The 19,079-nt window shown below is 68.3% G+C and carries 18 protein-coding genes; 5 read left to right on the top strand and 13 right to left on the bottom strand.

Annotation, left to right across the window (positions count from 1 at the left end; all coding sequences use genetic code 11):
* The first annotated feature begins 117 nt into the window (after positions 1-117).
* On the top strand, positions 118-1,101 hold the full coding sequence (locus ACN6O8_RS22835; protein ID WP_427993267.1) for a Bug family tripartite tricarboxylate transporter substrate binding protein: 984 nt from the start codon (positions 118-120) through the stop codon (positions 1,099-1,101).
* Positions 1,102-1,214: 113 nt separating this feature from the next.
* Here the strand turns inward: ACN6O8_RS22835 and ACN6O8_RS22830 are convergent, their stop codons facing one another.
* The 3 genes from ACN6O8_RS22830 to tkt form a co-directional block, all read right to left on the bottom strand.
* Positions 1,215-2,408, bottom strand: a complete 1,194-nt coding sequence (locus ACN6O8_RS22830) for a phosphoglycerate kinase (protein WP_427993266.1) — start codon at positions 2,406-2,408, stop codon at positions 1,215-1,217.
* Between the two features lie 98 nt (positions 2,409-2,506).
* Positions 2,507-3,517, bottom strand: a complete 1,011-nt coding sequence (gap, locus tag ACN6O8_RS22825) for a type I glyceraldehyde-3-phosphate dehydrogenase (protein ID WP_049075573.1) — start codon at positions 3,515-3,517, stop codon at positions 2,507-2,509.
* A 15-nt stretch (positions 3,518-3,532) separates the two neighbouring features.
* A complete protein-coding gene (tkt, locus tag ACN6O8_RS22820) occupies positions 3,533-5,569 on the bottom strand; it encodes a transketolase (protein ID WP_427993265.1) in 2,037 nt (678 codons plus the stop codon).
* 259 nt (positions 5,570-5,828) lie between these two features.
* Here tkt and ACN6O8_RS22815 point away from each other — a divergent pair, with 259 nt between their 5' ends.
* Positions 5,829-6,281: a hypothetical protein gene (locus tag ACN6O8_RS22815; protein WP_427993264.1), complete on the top strand. Its 453-nt coding sequence runs from the start codon at positions 5,829-5,831 to the stop codon at positions 6,279-6,281.
* Positions 6,282-6,385: 104 nt separating this feature from the next.
* Positions 6,386-7,117 (top strand): 16S rRNA (uracil(1498)-N(3))-methyltransferase, encoded by a 732-nt coding sequence (locus ACN6O8_RS22810; protein WP_427993263.1) that lies wholly within the window; start codon positions 6,386-6,388, stop codon positions 7,115-7,117.
* Positions 7,118-7,220: 103 nt separating this feature from the next.
* On the opposite strand, the gene ACN6O8_RS22805 is transcribed toward ACN6O8_RS22810, so the two are convergent.
* The 4 genes from ACN6O8_RS22805 to ACN6O8_RS22790 all read right to left on the bottom strand — a co-directional run bounded on the left by ACN6O8_RS22805 (position 7,221) and on the right by ACN6O8_RS22790 (position 12,236).
* Positions 7,221-7,688, bottom strand: a complete 468-nt coding sequence (locus ACN6O8_RS22805; protein WP_427993262.1) for a barstar family protein — start codon at positions 7,686-7,688, stop codon at positions 7,221-7,223.
* Positions 7,685-8,920, bottom strand: coding sequence for a patatin-like phospholipase family protein (locus ACN6O8_RS22800; protein WP_427993261.1), 1,236 nt, complete (start codon positions 8,918-8,920; stop codon positions 7,685-7,687). Before ACN6O8_RS22800 ends, ACN6O8_RS22805 begins: the two co-directional genes overlap by 4 nt.
* Positions 8,901-11,189, bottom strand: coding sequence for an NADP-dependent malic enzyme (locus ACN6O8_RS22795; protein ID WP_427993260.1), 2,289 nt, complete (start codon positions 11,187-11,189; stop codon positions 8,901-8,903). Before ACN6O8_RS22795 ends, ACN6O8_RS22800 begins: the two co-directional genes overlap by 20 nt.
* 138 nt (positions 11,190-11,327) lie before the next feature.
* The gene (locus ACN6O8_RS22790) at positions 11,328-12,236 is read right to left on the bottom strand and encodes an FAD-binding protein (RefSeq protein WP_427993259.1); all 909 of its coding nucleotides are present in this window, start codon (positions 12,234-12,236) and stop codon (positions 11,328-11,330) included.
* A gap of 46 nt (positions 12,237-12,282) precedes the next feature.
* On the opposite strand from ACN6O8_RS22790, the gene ACN6O8_RS22785 reads away from it, so the two are divergent.
* The gene (locus tag ACN6O8_RS22785) at positions 12,283-13,443 is read left to right on the top strand and encodes a pyridoxal phosphate-dependent aminotransferase (protein ID WP_427993258.1); all 1,161 of its coding nucleotides are present in this window, start codon (positions 12,283-12,285) and stop codon (positions 13,441-13,443) included.
* 65 nt (positions 13,444-13,508) lie between these two features.
* On the opposite strand, the gene ACN6O8_RS22780 is transcribed toward ACN6O8_RS22785, so the two are convergent.
* Positions 13,509-14,327: a transglycosylase SLT domain-containing protein gene (locus ACN6O8_RS22780; RefSeq protein ID WP_427993257.1), complete on the bottom strand. Its 819-nt coding sequence runs from the start codon at positions 14,325-14,327 to the stop codon at positions 13,509-13,511.
* Positions 14,328-14,410: 83 nt separating this feature from the next.
* Between ACN6O8_RS22780 and ubiD the strand changes: the two genes are divergently transcribed.
* Complete coding sequence (ubiD, locus tag ACN6O8_RS22775; RefSeq protein WP_427993256.1) at positions 14,411-15,955, top strand: 4-hydroxy-3-polyprenylbenzoate decarboxylase; 1,545 nt, start codon at positions 14,411-14,413, stop codon at positions 15,953-15,955.
* 87 nt (positions 15,956-16,042) lie between these two features.
* On the opposite strand, the gene ACN6O8_RS22770 is transcribed toward ubiD, so the two are convergent.
* The 5 genes from ACN6O8_RS22770 to ACN6O8_RS22750 form a co-directional block, all read right to left on the bottom strand.
* Positions 16,043-16,393, bottom strand: a complete 351-nt coding sequence (locus tag ACN6O8_RS22770; protein WP_427993255.1) for a hypothetical protein — start codon at positions 16,391-16,393, stop codon at positions 16,043-16,045.
* Positions 16,394-16,395: 2 nt separating this feature from the next.
* Positions 16,396-16,806 (bottom strand): phage holin family protein, encoded by a 411-nt coding sequence (locus ACN6O8_RS22765; protein WP_427993254.1) that lies wholly within the window; start codon positions 16,804-16,806, stop codon positions 16,396-16,398.
* 68 nt (positions 16,807-16,874) lie between these two features.
* Positions 16,875-17,192, bottom strand: a complete 318-nt coding sequence (locus ACN6O8_RS22760; protein ID WP_427993253.1) for a DUF883 family protein — start codon at positions 17,190-17,192, stop codon at positions 16,875-16,877.
* An 83-nt stretch (positions 17,193-17,275) separates the two neighbouring features.
* Positions 17,276-18,004, bottom strand: a complete 729-nt coding sequence (locus ACN6O8_RS22755) for a hypothetical protein (RefSeq protein ID WP_427993395.1) — start codon at positions 18,002-18,004, stop codon at positions 17,276-17,278.
* Positions 18,005-18,205: 201 nt separating this feature from the next.
* Positions 18,206-19,075 carry an ABC transporter ATP-binding protein gene (locus ACN6O8_RS22750; RefSeq protein ID WP_427993252.1) on the bottom strand — a complete coding sequence of 290 codons (870 nt, stop codon included), beginning with the start codon at positions 19,073-19,075 and terminating at the stop codon, positions 18,206-18,208.
* Between the last annotated feature and the right edge of the window lie 4 nt (positions 19,076-19,079).

The raw sequence follows: 19,079 nt of genomic DNA, 5'->3' as shown, positions 1-19,079 counted from the left end.
TTGCGTAGAGTCGTGGGCACAACAAACGCGGCCTCATCGCCGCACACGGGGCCGCCCGGGCGGCCCATGAACAACAGCGCGGCCGAGCACCGGACCGCGCACCAGGAGACCCCCCGCATGCCCCACGCCTTCCTGCGCCGCGCCGTCGGCGCCGCGCTCGCATTCGCCGCCCTTGCCGCCTTGCCCGCCCTGTCGCAGGCCCAGGCCTACCCCGATCGCCCCGTCAAGCTGGTGGTGCCATGGCCTCCCGGCGGCGCCACCGACGCCCTGGGCCGCATGCTGGCCCAGCGCCTGACCGAGCGCCTGGGGCAGACCGTCATCGTCGACAACAAGGCCGGCGCCGGCGGCAACATCGGCACCGCGGCCTTCGTGCGCGAGAAACCCGACGGCTATACGCTGCTGGTCGCCACCAGCTCGACCAACGCCGCCAACCCGCACCTGTATGCCCGCCTGGGCTTCGATCCGGTCAAGGATTTCACCCCCGTCGCCTTTGTCGCCGAAATTCCGAACATCCTCGAAGTGCCGAAGCAGTCGCCCTACCAATCCGTGCGGCAACTGATCGATGCGGCCAAGGCCGCGCCCGGCAAGCTCAACTACGGGTCGGGCGGCGTGGGCTCGTCCCAGCACCTGGCCGGCGCCATGTTCAAGGCCCGCACGGGCGTCGATATCCTGCACATTCCGTACAAGGGCAGCGGCCCGGCCGTCTCCGACCTGCTGGCCGGCCAGGTGGACATGATGATCGATACGGGCTCGCTCGCCCAGGTCCAGGCCGGCGCGTTGCGCGCCCTGGCCGTCGCCTCGCGCCAGCGCCTGCCGGCCCTGCCCAACGTGCCCACCTTCGCCGAGGCCGGCGTCAGCGATATGTACGCTTCGGCCTGGTACGGCATCGTCGCCCCCGCCGGCACGCCGGACGATATCGTTGCCCGCCTGAACCGCGAGATCAACGCCATCACCGCCGACCCCGCCATGCGCCAGCGCATGGAAGCCATGGGCGCCATCGTCCCCGCCGGGCAGACCGCGGCCGCCTTCGGCACCTTCATGCGCGCCGAGATCGACCGCTACGCCGACATCGTCAAGCTGTCGGGCGCGAAGATGGAGTAGGCGCCCCGTTGCGCGGGGCCGGGCGCGATTCTCGCCCGGCGCGCCGCCACGGCCGACCATGAAAAAAAAGCCGCTCCAGAAGGAGCGGCTTTGGCGCGCGACAGGCAGGCCGATTACTTGGCCCGCTCTTGCAGCACCGCCACCGCCGGCAGCGTCTTGCCTTCCAGGAACTCCAGGAACGCGCCGCCGCCGGTGGAGATGTAGCCCACCTGCTCGCCGATGCCGTACTTGGCGATCGCCGCCAGCGTGTCGCCGCCGCCCGCGATCGAGAAGCCCTCGGAATCGGCGATCGCCTGCGCCACCACCTTGGTGCCATTGGCGAACTGGTCGAACTCGAACACGCCCACCGGGCCGTTCCAGACGATGGTGCCGGCCTGCTTCAGGATCGCGGCCAGTTGCTGCGCGGTCTGCGGGCCGATGTCCAGGATCATGTCGTCGGCCGCCACATCGTCGGCCGCCTTCACGGTGGCCTCGGCATCCGCGCCGAACGACTTGGCGCACACCACGTCCACCGGGATCGGCACATCCGCGCCGCGCTGCTTCATCAGTTCGATCACGGCGCGCGCCTGGTCCACCTGGTCCGGCTCGGCCAGCGACTTGCCGATCGGCAGCCCGGCGGCCAGCATGAAGGTGTTGGCGATGCCGCCGCCCACCACCAGCTGGTCGACCTTGTCGGCCAGCGATTGCAGGATCGACAGCTTGGTCGACACCTTGGAGCCGCCGACGATCGCCACCAGCGGGCGCTTGGGTTCGTGCAGCGCGCGGCCAAGCGCGTCCAGCTCGGCTTCCAGCAAGGGGCCGGCGCAGGCCACCGGCGCGAAGCGCGCGATGCCGTGCGTGGTGGCCTCGGCGCGGTGCGCCGTGCCGAAGGCGTCATTGACGTAGACGTCGCACAGCGCCGCCATCTTGCGCGACAGCGCCTCGTCGTCCTTCTTCTCGCCGACGTTGACGCGGCAGTTTTCCAGCAGCACCACCAGGCCCGGCTCGACCTTGACGCCGTCGACCCAGTCCCGCACCAGCGGCACCGGCATGCCCAACAGCTCGGACAGGCGCTGGCCGACCTTGGCCAGCGAATCGGCCTCGGTCAGCACGCCCTCTTTCGGGCGGCCCAGGTGCGAGGTGACCATCACCGCGGCGCCGGCGTCCAGCGCCAGGCGAATGCCGGGCACCGAGGCGCGGATGCGGGTGTCTTCGGAAATGCGGCCGGCGTCATCGAACGGCACGTTCAGATCGGCGCGGATGAACACGCGCTTGCCGGACAGGGCGCCGGCCTTGGCCAGCGCGGACAGGGTATTGACCTTGGACATAATGCTTTGCGTCTCCTAGAGTTGGCGAACGAAGGGGACGAACCCGCTTTCCGCCGTGGCGGAAAACCCGTTCGTCCCCTTCGATCCGACAGCGATGCTTACTTGGCCGACATCAGCGCGACGGTGGTGTCGAGCATGCGGTTCGAGAAGCCCCACTCGTTGTCGTACCAGGACGAGACCTTGACCAGGCGGCCCGAGACCTTGGTCAGCGACGCGTCAACGGTGCTGGAGGCCGGGTTGTGGTTGTAGTCCACCGAGACCAGGGGTTCGGTGTTGTAGTCCAGGATGCCCTTGAGCTCGCCTTCCGAGGCGGCTTTCAGGATGCTGTTTACTTCCTCGACGGTCGTGTCGCGCTTGGCCACGAAGGACAGGTCGACGATCGACACGTTGATGGTCGGGACGCGGATGGCGTAGCCGTCCAGCTTGCCGTTCAGTTCCGGCAGCACCAGGCCAACCGCGGCGGCGGCGCCGGTCTTGGTCGGGATCATGCTCATGGTGGCCGAACGGGCGCGGCGCAGGTCTTCGTGGTAGACGTCGGTCAGGACCTGGTCGTTGGTGTAGGCGTGAACGGTGGTCATCAGGCCGTTTTCCAGGCCCAGCTTGTCGTTCAGCGGCTTGACCAGCGGGGCCAGGCAGTTGGTGGTGCACGACGCGTTCGAGATGACGGTGTCGGTCGACTTCAGCACGCCATGGTTGACGCCGTAGACGACGGTGGCGTCAACGTCCTTGCCGCCGGGGGCCGAGATGATGACCTTCTTGGCGCCGCCCTTGATGTGCGCGCCGGCTTTTTCCTTGGTGGTGAAAAAGCCCGTGCATTCCAGCACCACGTCGACCTTCAGCTCGCCCCACGGCAGTTCGGCCGGGTTGCGGTTGGCCAGCACGCGGATCTTGTCGCCGTTGACGACCATGTACTCGCCGTCGACTTCGACGGTGCCCGGGAACTTGCCGTGGGCGGTGTCGTAGCGGGTCAGGTGGGCGTTGGTCTTGGGATCGCCCAGGTCGTTGATGGCGACGATTTCGATATCGTGCTTCTTGCCACCTTCATAGTGGGCACGCAGGATGTTGCGGCCGATGCGACCGTAACCGTTGATGGCGACGCGAATGGTCATAACTAGGCTCCTTTTTTACAGAACTTGCTTGACGGTCTCGGCCACCTTGTCGGCGGTCAGCCCGAAGAACTTGAACAGCGCACCCGCGGGCGCGGATTCGCCGTAGCGGTCGATGCCGACCACGGCGCCTTCCAGGCCCACGTACTTGTGCCAGAAGGCGGTCACGCCGGCCTCGACGGCCACGCGCGGCAGGCCCTTGGGCAGCACCGACTGCTTCCAGGCGGCATCCTGCTTGTCGAACACGTCGGTGCTGGGCATGGACACCACGCGCACCGCGATGCCTTCCTTGGCCAGTTGGGCTTGCGCGTCCAGGGCGATGGCGACTTCGGAACCGGTGGCGATGATCACGGCGCGGGCGCCTTCGGCGTCGCGCAGCACGTAGCCGCCGCGGGCGATGGCGTCCACGGTGGCGGCGTCGCGCTGCACGAACGGCAGGTTCTGGCGCGACAGCAGCAGGGCCGTCGGGCCGCCGTCATGCACGTCCATGCCGATGCTGGCCGGACGCGTCACGGCAGCGTTCCAGGCCACGGCGGTCTCGGCCGTGTCGCAGGGACGCCAGAGCGACAGGTTGGGGATCAGGCGCAGGCTGGCGGCGTGCTCGATCGACTGGTGGGTCGGGCCGTCTTCGCCCAGGCCGATGGAGTCGTGCGTGAACACGTGCACCACGCGCTGCTTCATCAGCGCGGCCATGCGGATGGCGTTGCGCGAGTAGTCCGAGAACGTCAGGAAGGTGCCGCCGAACGGCAGGTAGCCGCCGTGCAGCGCCACGCCGTTCATGATGGCGGCCATGCCGAATTCGCGCACGCCGTAGTTGATGTGGCGGCCGAACTGGATGCCCTTGTCGCCGGCGCGCACGGCGGCCACGCCCTTCCAGTCGGTGAAGTTCGAGCCGGTCAGGTCGGCCGAGCCGCCCAGCAGCTCCGGCAGCGCGGCGGCCAGCGCCGTGATCGCGAACTGCGAGGCCTTGCGCGTGGCGACGGTCTCGGCCTTTTCCAGCGTGGCGTTCAGGAAAGCCTGGAACTGTTCGGCGTAGCCGGCGGGCAGCTCGCCCTTCATGCGGCGGGTGAACTCGGCGGCCTCGGCCGGAAATTCGGCGGCGTAGGCGTTGAACGCCGACTGCCATTCGGCCTGCGCGGCGGCGCCCGCCTGGCGGCCGTCCCAGCCGTCATAGATGTCCTGCGGGATCTGGAACGGCTCGGCCGTCCAGCCCAGCGCGGCGCGGGTGGCGGCGATCTCGTCCTTGCCCAGCGGGGCGCCGTGCACGTTGTGGGTGCCGGCCATGTTGGGCGAACCCTTGCCGATGACGGTGCGGCAGACGATCAGCGTGGGCTTTTCCGATTGCGCGCGGGCGGCCTTGATGGCGGCGTCCACGGCGGCGGCGTCGTGGCCGTCGACGCCGCGGATGACGTTCCAGCCGTAGCCTTCGAAGCGCTTGGCGGTGTCGTCGGCGAACCAGTGCTCGACGTGGCCGTCGATGGAAATGCCGTTGTCGTCATACAGCACCACCAGCTTGGACAGCTTGAGCGTGCCGGCCAGCGAGCACACTTCGTGCGAGATGCCTTCCATCAGGCAACCGTCGCCGGTGAAGGCGTAGGTGTGGTGGTCGACGATGGTGTGGCCGGGCTTGTTGAATTCGGCGGCCAGCAGCGCTTCGGCCAGCGCCATGCCGACGGCATTGCCCAGGCCCTGGCCCAGCGGGCCGGTGGTGGTTTCCACGCCCGGGGTGATGCCCACTTCGGGGTGGCCCGGCGTCTTGGAATGCAACTGGCGGAAATTCTTCAGTTCTTCGATCGGCAGGTCGTAGCCGGTCAGGTGCAGCAGCGCGTAGATCAGCATCGAGCCGTGGCCGTTGGACAGCACGAAGCGGTCGCGGTTGGCCCAGGCGGGATCCTTGGGGTTGTGGCGCAGATTGCCGATCCAGAGGGCCTGGGCGATTTCCGCCATGCCCATGGGAGCGCCCGGGTGCCCGGAGTTCGCTTGTTGCACGGCATCCATCGCGAGGACGCGGATGGCATCCGCCAAGGCAAGTTTAGGGGCGGTCGGATTGCTCATTCGGAAGGCTCTTTGAGGCTGGCGCGCCCACGCAGGAAATGGGGGCCAGTTGAGTAGGTTGCGAAGCAGACGATTTTAACACCTGGGGATGGGCCGGCCGGCGGCGGGCGGCGGGGTCCGCCAAATGGACGGCGCCCCCTGGGTGAAACACGGGCTCCCGGGGTGGAGACCCCAACGGCATGGCGTAGTTCCCACAATTGCGGTGGGGCCGTCCGACATTCATGATGGCTTGGCACAGCCCTTTGTTGGAATCCGTATCATGCTTGCCATGCTGAGCTTCACCATTCCCGCCGCCGGTATCCTGGCCCTGCGCAACGCGCTGGGTGAGGAACGCGCCATCGCGGTGGCGCAGGCGCTGGAACATGCCCGCCTGCAGGGCGAAGCGGAACTGATCAAGCGTGCGCACGAGGAGGCACGGGCCGAACTGCAGGCCTATGCCCTCTCACGCGTCGACTTCGCTCGCGAACGTGCCGAACTCGAACGCGACATCGCCAAGCGCGCCTCCCAGGAACATTTCGACAAACTCGCCAAGATCGTCGCGCAACTGCCCACCCGCGAAGAACTCAAGCGCTTCGCCACCGTCGAGCAAGTCCTGCGCCTGGACAAGAAAATGACGGTCGGCTTCCTGACCCTGCTGACGCTGCAACTGGCGTCCAGCGCTCCGAACCTGATCGACTGGGGCATCAAGGTGGTAGGCTACGCGCTCAGGTGACCGGGCCACCGGCCCGCCCCTGAGTCTCCGGGCCGCCGCCCGGTGCCGCGCCCCGGGTCTGCGCCCGGCCCCACGTCCACCGTCCGTTCATCGCCGCAACACCCATGTCCGTCCCCCGCTTCTTCTGCGACGCTCCCCTGTCCGCTGGCGCCCGCATCGCCCTGCCGGAGGCCCTGGCGCACCACGCCATCCGGGTGTTGCGGCTGCGCGCGGGGGAAACCGTGGCGCTGTTCAACGGCCAGGGCGGCGAATACCAGGCAGTGCTGGAAATCGAGGGCAAGGCCGGTTTCGCCCAGTTGGGCGCGTTCGATCCGCGCGAAGCCGAGCTGGCCGGCCGCCTCACGCTGGTGCAGGGCCTGCCCGCCGGCGACAAGATGGACTGGGTGGTGGAAAAAGCCGTGGAACTGGGCGCCGCCCGGGTCAGCCCGATCGCCGCGCAGCGCAGCGTGCTGCAACTGGCCGGCCCGCGGCTCGAAAAACGGGTGGCCCACTGGCAGCGCATCGCCCAGTCGGCCGCCGAACAATGTGGCCGCAACCGCCTGATGGCCGTCGACGCGCCCGTGGCGCTGGCCGACTGGCTGGCGCAGCCCGCCGATGGCCTGCGCCTGCTGTGCCACCCGGAGGCCGACACCGACCTGGCCGGCCTGCTCGGCGCCACACCCGGCCTGGCTTCACTGACCCTGCTGGTCGGCCCCGAGGGCGGCTGGTCGGACAAGGAATTGGCCCTGGCGCGCGAGGCGGGCGTGCAGGCCGTCAGGTTCGGCCCGCGCGTGCTGCGCACGGAAACGGCTGGCCTGGCCTTGATTTCAGCCTGCGGGGCGCTGCTGGGCTGGTGATGAGGAATCGGTCGGGGAACAGGCCAGGGAACGGGCCGCCCCGTCCATAGTGCATGACAGGCGCATGACGGGCGGGTGGCGCGAATGCCACCAGCCAGGGCCGTCAGTCGTTCTCACCGTAGGGCGCGGCGGCCACGCCGGGCTCGGGATCCGGGTGCTTGCCCGCGTGCTCCACCACATACGCGAACGTACGACCATTTTCGTGGGCGAATTCCGCGGCGTCGGCGCACACCGATTCGATGCGGGCGGCGTCTTCCTCCAGCGCCGGATCGCCGGAATGCAGCTTGTACAGCCACAGCACCACGCCGGTCTTGTGGTCCAGCACGGTGTCGCACAGGCAGTCGTAAAGCGCATCGAGATTACCGCCGAAATACTCGGGGAAGTCCACCGCCTTGACGATGGCGCGCAGCACCGCCGAGCGGCTGCGGGCCGGGTCGCAATTGGCCACAAACAGTGCCAGGCCGAGCTCGTGCGCGGCGTCGACCACCGCCTTTTTGTCCAGCCCGTCATGGGGCAGCGCACCACCTCGCTTCAACTGCTTGTGCAGGGTGGATTGGGCGTTGCGCGTCATGCCTGTGCCTCCTTGAAAAAGGCGATCACTTCATCGTTACGCTGCATCGTATCGGCATAACCCAGTTCGATCAATCGCTTGGTGTAGCTGGACTCGAACAACAGGTAGGACATCAGCGCGCCGCCCCCGGGGCGGCCTGGGTCGGACGATACACCGAGTACGCGAAAAAGGGCACGGGCCTGGGGCGGCATATCGTCCAGATGCTCAAGGGCCAGCGAATCCAGCGAACGGCTGGGGGTGATCGTCAGCACCTGGATGCGGCGCACGGCGACCGCTTCGCCGCCCTCCCGGGCAATGACATGGTCGACCAGGTAATTCATCCGCTCCAGGCGCTCGACGTCCATCGACAAGCCATCCAGGAAGATGCTGGACAGGGCGTGCCCGCCGACCTGGGCCAGCGACGGATACGGGGGTGAATCCTCGCGGTGCTCGGGGTGGGTATCGTCACGAAAACCGGTGCCGATCACCAGCACCCGGTGCGCGCCCAGGTGGATGGCGGGGCTGATCGGCGCCAGTTGCCGCATGGAGCCGTCGCCGCACCACTCGCCCTTGCCGTGCACCGTGATCTGCCGGGCCGGAAAGACGAAGGGGATGGCGGACGAGGCCATCAGATGGTCGATGGTGATGGGGGTGGGAATGGCCAACCGCAGGTAGCGGCGCCACGGCTGGATCGGCGTGTGCGCCTGGTAGAAGGTCAAGTGTTCGCCGCTGGTGTAGCCCGAGGCCGTGATCGCCAGGGCCGAGAGGGCGCCGCTCTCCAGGCTGGACTGCAGGTGGTCGAAGTTCAGCACCCGGTTCAGCAGCATCTGCATCGGGCTGTTGTCCAGCAGCGACTGGGGCCGTTTGCGCGTCAGGCCGGAATACATCCATCCCAGCGCCAGCAGGCCCAGCCAGCGCACGCCGGTGCGGATCAGGCCGGGCGCGTCGGCCCGGTAGATCATGTCGGTATGGAGCGAAGACCACAGCCGCCGGATGCGGCGCACGCCCAGGTGGGGCCGCTCGGCGCGGCAGGCCAGCGCGGCGGCGTTGATGGCGCCGGCGGAGGTGCCGCAGATGATGTCGAAGGGATTCCTGAAACGCGAATGCCAGTCGGGGTCCAGCAGTTCCATGATGGCGCTGAGCACGCCCACTTGGTAGGCGGCGCGGGCGCCGCCCCCGGTCAGAACCAGGCCGGTCGGCGTACGCGGGCACGCCGGACCGCCGCGGGTGACTTCAACGTGGGGTATTGGCATCGACCACCGTCAACGCGGTCATGTTGACGATGCGGCGCACGGTCGAGCTGGAGGTCAGGATGTGCACCGGCGCGTTGGCGCCCAGCAGGAACGGGCCCACCGCCACGTTGCCGCCGGCCGCGGTCTTGAGCAGGTTGTAGGCAATGTTGCCGGCGTCCACGTTGGGGCACACCAGCAGGTTGGCCTGGCCCTTGAGGGTCGAGGACGGCAGAATGCGCAGGCGCAGCGCCTCGTCCAAGGCGCAGTCACCGTGCATCTCGCCGTCGATCTCCAGCTCCGGCTCGGCTTCGCGCACCAATTCCAGCGCGCGGCGCATCTTGGCGCCCGAGGCCGAGCTGCCCGAACCGAAGTTCGAGCGCGACAGCAGCGCCACCTTGGGCGCCAGGAACATGCGCTGCATTTCCTTGGCCGCGGCGATGGTGAACTCGGCGATCTGCTCGGCGGTCGGTTCATCGTTGACGTGCGTGTCCACCAGCACCACCGTGCGCTCGTTCAGCAGCAGGATGTTCATCGCGGCGTAGACGTTGGCGCCGGGGCGGCGGCCGATCACTTCGTCGATGAAGCGCAGGTGATCGTGATAGGCGCCGACGGTGCCGCAGACCATGCCGTCGGCGTCGCCCAGGTGCACCATCATCGCGCCGATCAGGGTCAGGCGGCGGCGCATTTCCACGCGCGCCATTTCCTTGGTGATGCCGCGGCGGCACATCAGCTCCCAGTACGTGGTCCAGTACTGGTGGAAGCGCTCGTCGTATTCGGGGTTGGTGACTTCGACATCCTCGCCCAGGCGCAGGCGCAGGCCAAACTTCTCGATGCGCGACAGCAGCACGGCGGGACGGCCCACCAGGATCGGCCGGGCCAGGCCTTCGTCCACCACCACCTGCACCGCGCGCAGCACGCGCTCGTCTTCGCCTTCGGTAAAGACGATGCGCGATTTACCGCCGCCACGCACGATGCGCTTGGCGGCCGAGAACAGCGGCTTCATGAAAGCGCCGGAGTGGTACACGAACTGCTGCAACTGCTCTTCGTAGGCTTCCAGGTCGGCCAGCGGGCGCGTGGCCACGCCGCCTTCCATGGCGGCCTTGGCCACCGCCGGCGCGATGCGCACGATCAGGCGCGGGTCGAACGGCTTGGGAATCAGGTATTCGGGGCCGAACGAGATGTCGTAGGTGCCGTAGGCGGCGGCCACCACTTCGTTCTGCTCTTCCTCGGCCAGCGCGGCGATGGCGTGCACCGCCGCCTTTTCCATCTCGCGGGTGATGGTGGTGGCGCCCACGTCCAGCGCGCCGCGGAAGATGTACGGGAAGCACAGCACGTTGTTGACCTGGTTCGGGTAGTCCGAACGGCCGGTCGCCATGACCACGTCGTCGCGCACCGAATGGGCCAGCTCGGGCAGGATTTCCGGCGTCGGATTGGCCAGCGCCAGGATCAGCGGGCGCGGGCCCATCTTGGCCACCATTTCCGGCTTGAGCACGCCGCCGGCCGACAGGCCCAGGAACACGTCCGCGCCCTCGATGACCTCGGCCAGCTTGCGCGCGTCGGTCTTTTGCGCGAAACGCGCCTTGTCCGGATCCATCAGCACGGTGCGGCCCTCGTAGACCACGCCCTCGATGTCGGTGACCCAGACGTTCTCCAGCGGCAGGCCCAGGTCCACCATCAGATCCAGGCAGGCCAGCGCGGCCGCGCCGGCGCCGGACGTGACCACCTTGACCTTGTCGATTTGCTTGCCGACGACCTTCAGGCCGTTGATGAAGGCGGCGGACACGGTGATGGCGGTACCGTGCTGGTCGTCATGGAAGACGGGGATCTTCATGCGCTCGCGCAGCTTGCGCTCGACCGTGAAGCACTCGGGCGCCTTGATGTCTTCGAGGTTGATGCCGCCGAAGGTCGGCTCCAGGCCGGCGATGATCTCGACCAGCTTGTCCGGGTCGGTTTCGTTGATCTCGATGTCGAACACATCCAGGCCGGCGAACTTCTTGAACAGCACCGCCTTGCCTTCCATCACCGGCTTGGAGGCCAGCGCGCCGATGTTGCCCAGGCCCAGCACCGCGGTGCCGTTGGTGATCACCCCCACCAGGTTGCCGCGCGCGGTGTAGCGGAACACGTTGGCCGGGTCCGCCACGATCTCCTCACAGGCCGCCGCCACGCCCGGCGAGTATGCCAGGGCCAGATCGCGTTGGTTGGTGAGTTGCTTGGTCGGCGTGACCGAGATTTTGCCGGGACGGCCGTGCTCGTGGTATTCAAGGGCGGCTTTGCGGAGGTTGGCATCCATAGGGGCGGCTACTGGCTAGAGTGAGGACGGAAAGGAGGCAATTCTATTCCGATGGCGAACCGGGCGAAACGTTCCCCTGCAGCCTCCAGGGCGCACATCCAGGGCGGCTGCGGGCGCGGCCCATCTTACCCCCTCGGTTTACAAATTGTCGCCATCCGGACCCGCCGCCAATGCGGGAAAACGCCCATGCGGATCGAACAGGGCCTTGATTCGCGCCTGCAAGGCGATGGCGTGCGAGGGCCACGCCCCGCCCTCCCCACTTTCCGCGCGCGCGCTGCCGGGCGCCGGCGCGGCGGCCAGCGTCACCGACCGCACCCAGGCCAGCGTGCCGCCGTGCCCCAGCAACAAGTGCGCCAGATTCACGCCGGCCGGCGCCCGCGGAGCCAGGGCATCCAAGCGGTAACGCGCCTGCCAGCGGTCGGCGCCGCGGCAGGCGGCGGCCAGTTCTCCTCCTGCCAGTTGGAACAGCGCCGGCACCAGCCGCTGCACCGTGGCCGAACGCAAGGGCTGCACGTCGTCGGCCCCGAAGGGCCCCAGCGATTCCTCCACCCCGTCCGCTAACAGCAGATCGACCCCCAGCACCCCGGAGGCCGCGCAGTCGCCCGCCGCCCAGGGGGCCGGCGCCGCCAGCCACTGGGCCAGCGTCATGGCGCCGGGCAGCCCATCGAACTGCCGCAGCCCCGCCTGCGCCAGCGCCGCCAGCGGCACGCCCGGCTGGGCGCGCCAGCGCGGCGCCGCGCCGGCCAGCCGCGCCAACCCCGCCAAGCGGCCGGGATCGACCCGCAGCAGCGCGCCGGCGGCCGGCGCGAACGGCCCCTCGGCATCCGCCAGCGCCAGCACCACGCCGTATTCGGCGCACAGCGCGCGGGCATGAACCACGTCGGCCTCGCGCAACGGCGCCAGCACGGCGCGCGGCGCCTGGCCCGGCAGTCCGCCCTGATCGCGCACCGTCCCCTGGCACCGCAGCGCCAGCCGTTGCAGAAACGTGGCCCAGGGCGTCTGGACGGGCCTGCGGCCCAGGAGGAAAGCGCGCCGCGATGGCTGCATGACTACAATTCCCTTTATTCCGCTTCAAGTAGCCTTCGAGAGTCCAATGCCCCGCCTTGCCGCCCGCACCAACGAATTCCTGACCTTCCAGGTCGTCGAACTGTTCAAGCAGGCGCAAGCGCTGCAGGCGGCGGGCAAGGACATCATCAGCCTGGGCATCGGCGAACCGGACTTTACCGCGCCGCCCCAGGTCGTGGAAGCGCTGCAACGCGCCGCCCACGCTGGCCAGAGCGGCTACAGCGCCCCCGCCGGCCTGATGCCGCTGCGCGAGGCCATCGCCCGCTTCTACCACGACCAGTTCGGCGCCACGATCAACCCGAAGCGCGTCATCGTCACGGCCGGCGCCTCCGGCGCCCTGACGCTGGCCTGCGCCGCCCTGGTCAACCCGGGCGGCGAAGTGCTGATGCCGGATCCCTCCTACCCCGCCAACAGCAACTTCGTGCTCGCCGCCGGCGGCCGGCCGCGCCTGATCCCCAGCTCGGCCGACAAACGCTTCCAGTTGTCGGCGCACGACGTGGCCCGGCATTGGACCGCGGCCACCCAGGGTGTGCTGGTGGCCTCGCCCAGCAACCCCACCGGCACCTCCATCGACCACGGCGAGCTGGCCGAACTGCTGGCCCAGGTCCGTGCCCGCAACGGCTTCGCCATCGTCGACGAAATCTACCTGGGCCTGTCCTACGAAGGCCAGCCGCGCTCGGCGCTGACGCTGGACGACGACATCATCGTCATCAACAGCTTTTCGAAGTACTTCCACATGACCGGCTGGCGCCTGGGCTGGATGATCGTGCCCGAAGACATGGTCGCCCCCGTCGAGAAGATCGCCGGCAGCCTCGCCATCTGCGCGCCCACCCTGGCGCAGCACGCGGCGCTGGCCTGCTTCGCGCCCGACGCCCTGCGCACCTTCGAGCACCGCCGCGAAGCCTTCAAGCAGCGCCGCGACTACCTGCTGCCCGAATTCGAGCGCCTGGGCCTGAAAGTGCCGGTCAAGCCCGACGGCGCCTTCTACATCTACGCGGACATCAGCGGGCTCGGCACCGACAGCGCCAGCTTCTCGCAACGCCTGCTGCTCGAAGCCGGCATCGCCGCCGTCCCGGGCCTGGACTTCGGCCCCGCCCACGGCCACCACACCATGCGTTTTTCCTACGCCACCGGCCTGGACCGGCTGGAAGAGGCCGTGGCCCGCATGGGCAAGCTGCTCGGCCGATAAGCCGGAAAAAAGGCCGCTCCAACAGAAGCGGCCCCTCTGCGAGACAGCCGGCGAGACAATGCTGATCAGTCCCGCGCCAACGCGATCCCGGAAGCCAGCGCCAACCGCCGCCGCTCCGCCTGCACCTTGGCCCCATAGCCGTTGTCGTCCGGCCCGGTCGAGCCGACGTAGCAGGCCAGGCCGCCATCGACCGACCCGCGCCGGTTGATGCAGTCCTTCAGGATCGTCGCGCCCACCGTGATGTTGGCGCCCGGATCGAGCGGGTTCTTGCCTACCGCGTCGAATTTGTCCTGGTGCACGCTGGTCATCACCTGCATCAGGCCTTGCGCGCCCACGTGGCTCTCGGCCAGCGGGTTATAGCGCGACTCGATGGCGATCACCGCCAGCAGCAGCAGGGGGTCGAGCTGTTTGTCGCGGCCGACCTTGTACACGGTATTCAAGAGCGGGCCGGTGGCGTCATAGGCGACCTTGTACTTGCGCGAAATGTAGTTGCGCAACGCTTCGGCCTGCGGGCCGGTGGCGACCATGGCGGGCTTCTTGGGCGTCGCCGGCGCGCTGCGGGCAGGCCCGAGCATGCCCGTCGCATTGCTGGACGGCGCGGTGGGTACGGCCATGGCAATCGCCGACGAGGAATCGGCGCCGGACTCGGACCCGGCTTCGGTTTCGATGCCAGGCTGCATGGATGAAGGCGCGAGGGCGGTCAACAAGGCTTTGTGCACTTGCAATGCCTGGTCGCGCAAACCAGGCAGGGCGAATCCCATGCTTACCGTCACAATCACCGCGATGCCCAGATAAACGGAGCAGATGCGCAGCGACTCGGCAAGATATTGGTGCACTCCTTGGGCCATGTTCCTGAACAGGCTGGCCACTGACGCATCGGGCATGAAAACCTCCTGCGTGGAAAAAGAGGGAGTCAATGTTAACCTCTCTTTCCGACCAAAATGTAACCAAATCGCCGGGATCTGTAGTGAAATACCGCGACCTTAGAGACTTCCTCGCTCAACTCGAACGCATGGGCGAACTCAAACGCATCGCCGCGCCGGTCTCGACGCGCCTGGAAATGACCGAGATTTCCGACCGCGTGCTGCGCGCCGAAGGCCCCGCCCTGCTGTTCGAGAATGCCCAGCATGACGGCCGGCCGGCCGGGATGCCGGTGCTGGCCAACCTGTTCGGCACGCCATCGCGGGTGGCGCGCGGCATGGGCGCCGACAACGTCAGCGCCCTGCGCGACATCGGCGAACTGCTGGCCTCGCTGCGCGAGCCCGAGGCGCCCAAGGGCCTGCGCGACGCGCTGGCCAAGGTGTCGATGTTGAAGTCGGCCCTGTGGGACATGAGCCCCAAGACCGTCAAGGGCCCGGCCTGCCAGGAGATCGTCTGGGAAGGCAAGGACGTGGATCTGACGCGTCTGCCGATCCAGACCTGCTGGCCCGGCGACGTGGCGCCGCTCTTGACCTGGGGCCTGGTGATCACGCGCGGCCCCAACGCCCGCCGCCAGAACCTGGGGATCTACCGCCAGCAACTGCTGGGCCCGAACAAGCTGATCATGCGCTGGCTGTCGCACCGCGGCGGCGCGCTTGATTTCCGCGACCATGCGCTGGCCCACCCCGGCACGCCCTTCCCCGTGGCCGTGGCGCTGGGCGCCGATCCGGCGACCACGCTGGGCGCGGTCACGCCAGTGCCGGACAGCCTGTCCGAATACCAGTTCGCCGGACTGCTGCGCGGCTCGCGCACCGAGGTGGCGCAGGCGCTGGGCAGCAATCTGTCGGTGCCGGCCTGGGCCGAGATCGTGCTCGAAGGCCATCTGCTGCCGTCGTCCGATCCGCGCGCCATCGCCCCCGTGGTGCCTGACGGCGTCAATCCGCCGCCCGACAGCGGCTACGAGATGGCGCTGGAAGGCCCCTACGGCGACCACACCGGCTACTACAACGAGCAGGACTGGTTTCCGGTGTTCACGGTCGAGCGCATCACCATGCGCCGCAACCCCATCTACCACTCCACCTACACCGGCAAACCGCCCGACGAGCCCGCCGTGCTGGGCGTGGCGCTCAACGAAGTGTTCGTGCCGCTGCTGCGGCGCCAGTTGCCGGAGATCGTCGACTTCTACCTGCCGCCCGAAGGCTGCAGCTACCGGCTGGCGGTGGTGTCGATCCGCAAGCAGTACGCCGGCCACGCCAAGCGCGTCATGTTCGGACTGTGGAGCATCCTGCGCCAGTTCATGTACACCAAGTTCATCGTGGTGGTGGACGAGGACATCAATCCGCGCGACTGGAAGGAAGTGGTGTGGGCCATGACGACCCGCATGGATCCGGTGCGCGACACGCTGCTGGTCGAGAACACCCCCATCGACTACCTGGACTTCGCCTCACCGGTGTCCGGCCTGGGCGGCAAGATGGGCCTGGACGCCACCAACAAGTGGCCGGGCGAGACCCAGCGTGAATGGGGTACGCCCATCGCCATGGACGCCGACGTCAAGAAACGCGTGGACGCCATGTGGAGCCAGCTGGGCCTGTAGGCCGGGCAGCCACGCCTGCGCCAAAAAGAAGACCCCGCCGGGTGGCTTGGCGGGGTCTTCTTTTTGGCGCAGGCGCGGCGCGGGAACTCAGCGCGCGTCGTCGCGCGAATCGCGCCAGAGCTTGAACAACTGCCAGCCCACCAGCGCGCTGCCAGCCAGCTTGAGCAATTTCGACTTGCCTCCGCCGCGCATGAACAGCGCCGACAGCGACGAACTGATGATGGGGTAACGCCGCGCCAGGCCGACGGCCTGCATGGCCCAGCGCGACGCGCCGCCCGAAGCCAGGCCCGGCAAGAGGCTGCGGAACAAGGCGGCCGGTTCGAGCTTGCGCCCGGCGGACACGATGCCCTGGGCCAGCGATTCCCGCTCGATCGCGGCGCGGGCGCGCAGCAGTTCGATGCGCACGGCGCGGTCGACGGTGGGAGACCTTTTCGTCATGATCAGTCCTCCTGGCGCCGCTGCGCGCGGTCATCGTCCTGCGCGTCGCGCACCCGTTCGAGCAGTTCGGCGTCACGGCCCAGCTCTTCGAGGGTGGCGGCAAACGGCGCCGGCCCGTAGACCAGGCCGTGACGCACCACCAGCAGCAACCCCACGCCCACCACCAGGTAGAAGGCCGCCAGCAGGCCCAAGGCCAGGTAGCGGTCTTCGGTGGGCCAGAACGCCACCGCGACCGTGATGGTGAACACCAGCACCGCCAGCGTCAGGAACAGCAAGGCGGCGAACGCCATGCCCAGCAGCTTGAGCAGGCGCGCCTTTTCGCCCGCCGCCTCCAGCGCCAGCAGTTCCAGGCGCGTGCGCATCAACCCGACCAGGCTGGACGCCACGCCAAACACAGATTTGCGTAGACCCATGGCAAAAAGGACACCGGGCGGGCGAGCCGGCAACACGCCGGCGCCACCCGCCCGGAAGTCCTGCCTTGTCAGCGGCGGCTGACCAGCAAGCCGAGCAGCAGGCCGGTCACGCCCGCGATGCCGATGGCTTGCCAGGGATTGTCGTGCACGTAGTCATCGGTGGCGCGCGCCGCCTTGCGACCGCGTTCGAGCACCGCGTCCTGGGCCTCGTACAAGGCTTCGCGGGTGCGCTTGAGCGAGGTCATGGCGCGTTCGCGCAACTCGGCGGCCTTGTCGCCGGTGCTGCTGGCGGCTTCGCGCAGCAGGCTTTCCGCATCGTTCAGGCTGGTCTTGACACTGTCGATGAGTTTTTCTTTTGCGACGTCTTCGGATTTTCTCGTGGCCATGTTTTGAGCTCCTGTAGTGTGTCTATGACGAAACCATCATACCAGCCGTCTCGCATCAGGCTCGGCCGGCTTGCTACCGTGTGCTACTTGATTTGCGTAATCTCAACGGCGGACTTGACGCCGCCCTGGTCGATATCCTGCTTCATGACGAGGTTGAGCGCCGGACAAAACCAGTCGGTGACCGTGGTGTTCATGCCGGGAATGGGGATGGTCAGCCCCTGGAAGGTGGCCATGGTGGGATCGGAATTGCGCGAGTACGAGATGGGATGGCAGGAATGCTGGCCCAGCGCGGTCTTGATGCTGGCCAGGCGCCCCACGATTTTCTCGCCGATGCGCACCGTGGTGCTGGGCTGGCCGCCCACCGGGGCATCCTTGCCGATTTTCAGACGGAAGGACGAACCGGGCAGTTTCTGGCCGGCGTTGAGCTTGCCGTCGTAGGCGAACAGGCCCAGCATGCGCAGGTCGAACTGGCCTTCGGCGGGGCGCGGCGCTTCGCCGGCGCTGGCGTACTTGAGGAAGGTGGCCTGGCCGCCCTTGACGGTCATCAGGTAGTCGAGATTGGACTTGCCCGGCGGCAGGCCCGCGTAGCTGAAGCGGGCCACGCCCTGCACGCGCGCCCGGCAGTTGTCGCCATTGCTTTTTGTAACTTCGGAGAAGTTCAAGTCGGCACCCAACGCGATGTTGCCCGAGCCGGTGAGCTGAACCGCGCCGCCCTCGTGCATGAACTGCGCGTCGCAGACGCCGGCCTGCGCCACGCCGGCCGCGCCCGACGCGCCAGCCACAGCCACTACCAGGGATGCCAATTTTCGCAACGCCACAAGCCACTCCAGAAATCCAGAAAAGGCCGCGCGCCGTCGACGCGCGGCTGGCTTGATACTACACCGGTTGGCCCGGGCGGCGCATGACCGAACGTGTCAGGCGCGCGGCGCGCAACCGCCGCTGCCGATGACGGGCGCCCGGCTCGGGCGGCCAGTTCGCACGGCCGGCGTCCGCGCACCGGCCGCCGCGTCCGCTCAGGCCACGGCGGGCGAGGCGCCGGCCTCGCGCGCCTCGCCCGCCGATTCGGGCACGACCGCCAGCGCCACCGGCTGGGCGCGCTCGGGGTTGCCATGGCGCCGATGCAGGAAGTCGACCACCCCGGCGCGGCACGACAGATAGACCGGGTCGTTGGCCAGGCGCACCCGGTCGCGCGGGCGCGCCAGCGGCACCGCCAGGATCTCGCCGATGGTGGCGGCCGGGCCGTTGGTCAGCATGACGATGCGGTCGGACAGCAGCACCGCCTCGTCCACGTCATGCGTGACCATGATGGTGGTGGTGCGGGTCTTGGCGACGATCTTGAGCAGTTCGTCCTGCAGATGCGCGCGGGTCAGCGCGTCGAGCGCGCCGAACGGCTCGTCCATCAGCAGCACACCGGGCTCGATCGCCAGCGCGCGGGCGATGCCGACGCGCTGCTTCATGCCGCCCGAGATCTCGCGCGGCAGCTTGTTCTGGGCCGGCAGCAGGCCCACCAGGTCCAGCGCGGCGCGGGTGCGCTCGGCCAGTTGGGCGCGCTTCTCGGTGACGCCGAAGACCCGCTCCACCGCCAGGTGCACGTTCTGGAAGCAGGTCAGCCAGGGCAACAGCGAATGGTTCTGGAACACCACCGCGCGGTCCGGGCCGGGCCCGGTGATTTCGCGCTCGGCGCACAGCAGCACGCCGCTGGTCGGGCGCGTCAGCCCGGCAATCAGGTTCAGCAGGGTCGACTTGCCGCAGCCGGAATGGCCGATCAGGGTGATGAACTCGCCCTGCGCCACCGTCAGGTCGATGTCGCGCAGCGCGACGAAAGCGCCCTTGCGGGTGGCGAAGGTCTGGCCGACGCGCTCGATGCGTACGAATTTCTTCATGGCG

This window comes from Achromobacter sp., from assembly GCF_050285565.1.
In the GTDB taxonomy this organism is placed as follows: domain Bacteria; phylum Pseudomonadota; class Gammaproteobacteria; order Burkholderiales; family Burkholderiaceae_B; genus Achromobacter.
Note: the sequence above shows the minus strand (reverse complement) of the source record. Positions and strands in the feature narration are given on the sequence as shown.

Coding starts and splice junctions, on each gene's coding strand:
- ACN6O8_RS22785 (WP_427993258.1), top strand. CDS start 12,283: ATGCCCCGCCTTGCCGCCCGCACCAACGAATTCCTGACCTTCCAGGTC.
- ACN6O8_RS22800 (WP_427993261.1), bottom strand. CDS start 8,920: ATGCCAATACCCCACGTTGAAGTCACCCGCGGCGGTCCGGCGTGCCCG.
- tkt (WP_427993265.1), bottom strand. CDS start 5,569: ATGAGCAATCCGACCGCCCCTAAACTTGCCTTGGCGGATGCCATCCGC.
- ACN6O8_RS22770 (WP_427993255.1), bottom strand. CDS start 16,393: ATGACGAAAAGGTCTCCCACCGTCGACCGCGCCGTGCGCATCGAACTG.
- ACN6O8_RS22765 (WP_427993254.1), bottom strand. CDS start 16,806: ATGGGTCTACGCAAATCTGTGTTTGGCGTGGCGTCCAGCCTGGTCGGG.
- ACN6O8_RS22830 (WP_427993266.1), bottom strand. CDS start 2,408: ATGTCCAAGGTCAATACCCTGTCCGCGCTGGCCAAGGCCGGCGCCCTG.
- ACN6O8_RS22810 (WP_427993263.1), top strand. CDS start 6,386: ATGTCCGTCCCCCGCTTCTTCTGCGACGCTCCCCTGTCCGCTGGCGCC.
- ACN6O8_RS22780 (WP_427993257.1), bottom strand. CDS start 14,327: ATGCCCGATGCGTCAGTGGCCAGCCTGTTCAGGAACATGGCCCAAGGA.
- ACN6O8_RS22760 (WP_427993253.1), bottom strand. CDS start 17,192: ATGGCCACGAGAAAATCCGAAGACGTCGCAAAAGAAAAACTCATCGAC.
- ACN6O8_RS22805 (WP_427993262.1), bottom strand. CDS start 7,688: ATGACGCGCAACGCCCAATCCACCCTGCACAAGCAGTTGAAGCGAGGT.
- ACN6O8_RS22790 (WP_427993259.1), bottom strand. CDS start 12,236: ATGCAGCCATCGCGGCGCGCTTTCCTCCTGGGCCGCAGGCCCGTCCAG.
- ACN6O8_RS22795 (WP_427993260.1), bottom strand. CDS start 11,189: ATGGATGCCAACCTCCGCAAAGCCGCCCTTGAATACCACGAGCACGGC.
- ACN6O8_RS22835 (WP_427993267.1), top strand. CDS start 118: ATGCCCCACGCCTTCCTGCGCCGCGCCGTCGGCGCCGCGCTCGCATTC.
- ACN6O8_RS22815 (WP_427993264.1), top strand. CDS start 5,829: ATGCTTGCCATGCTGAGCTTCACCATTCCCGCCGCCGGTATCCTGGCC.
- gap (WP_049075573.1), bottom strand. CDS start 3,517: ATGACCATTCGCGTCGCCATCAACGGTTACGGTCGCATCGGCCGCAAC.
- ACN6O8_RS22750 (WP_427993252.1), bottom strand. CDS start 19,075: ATGAAGAAATTCGTACGCATCGAGCGCGTCGGCCAGACCTTCGCCACC.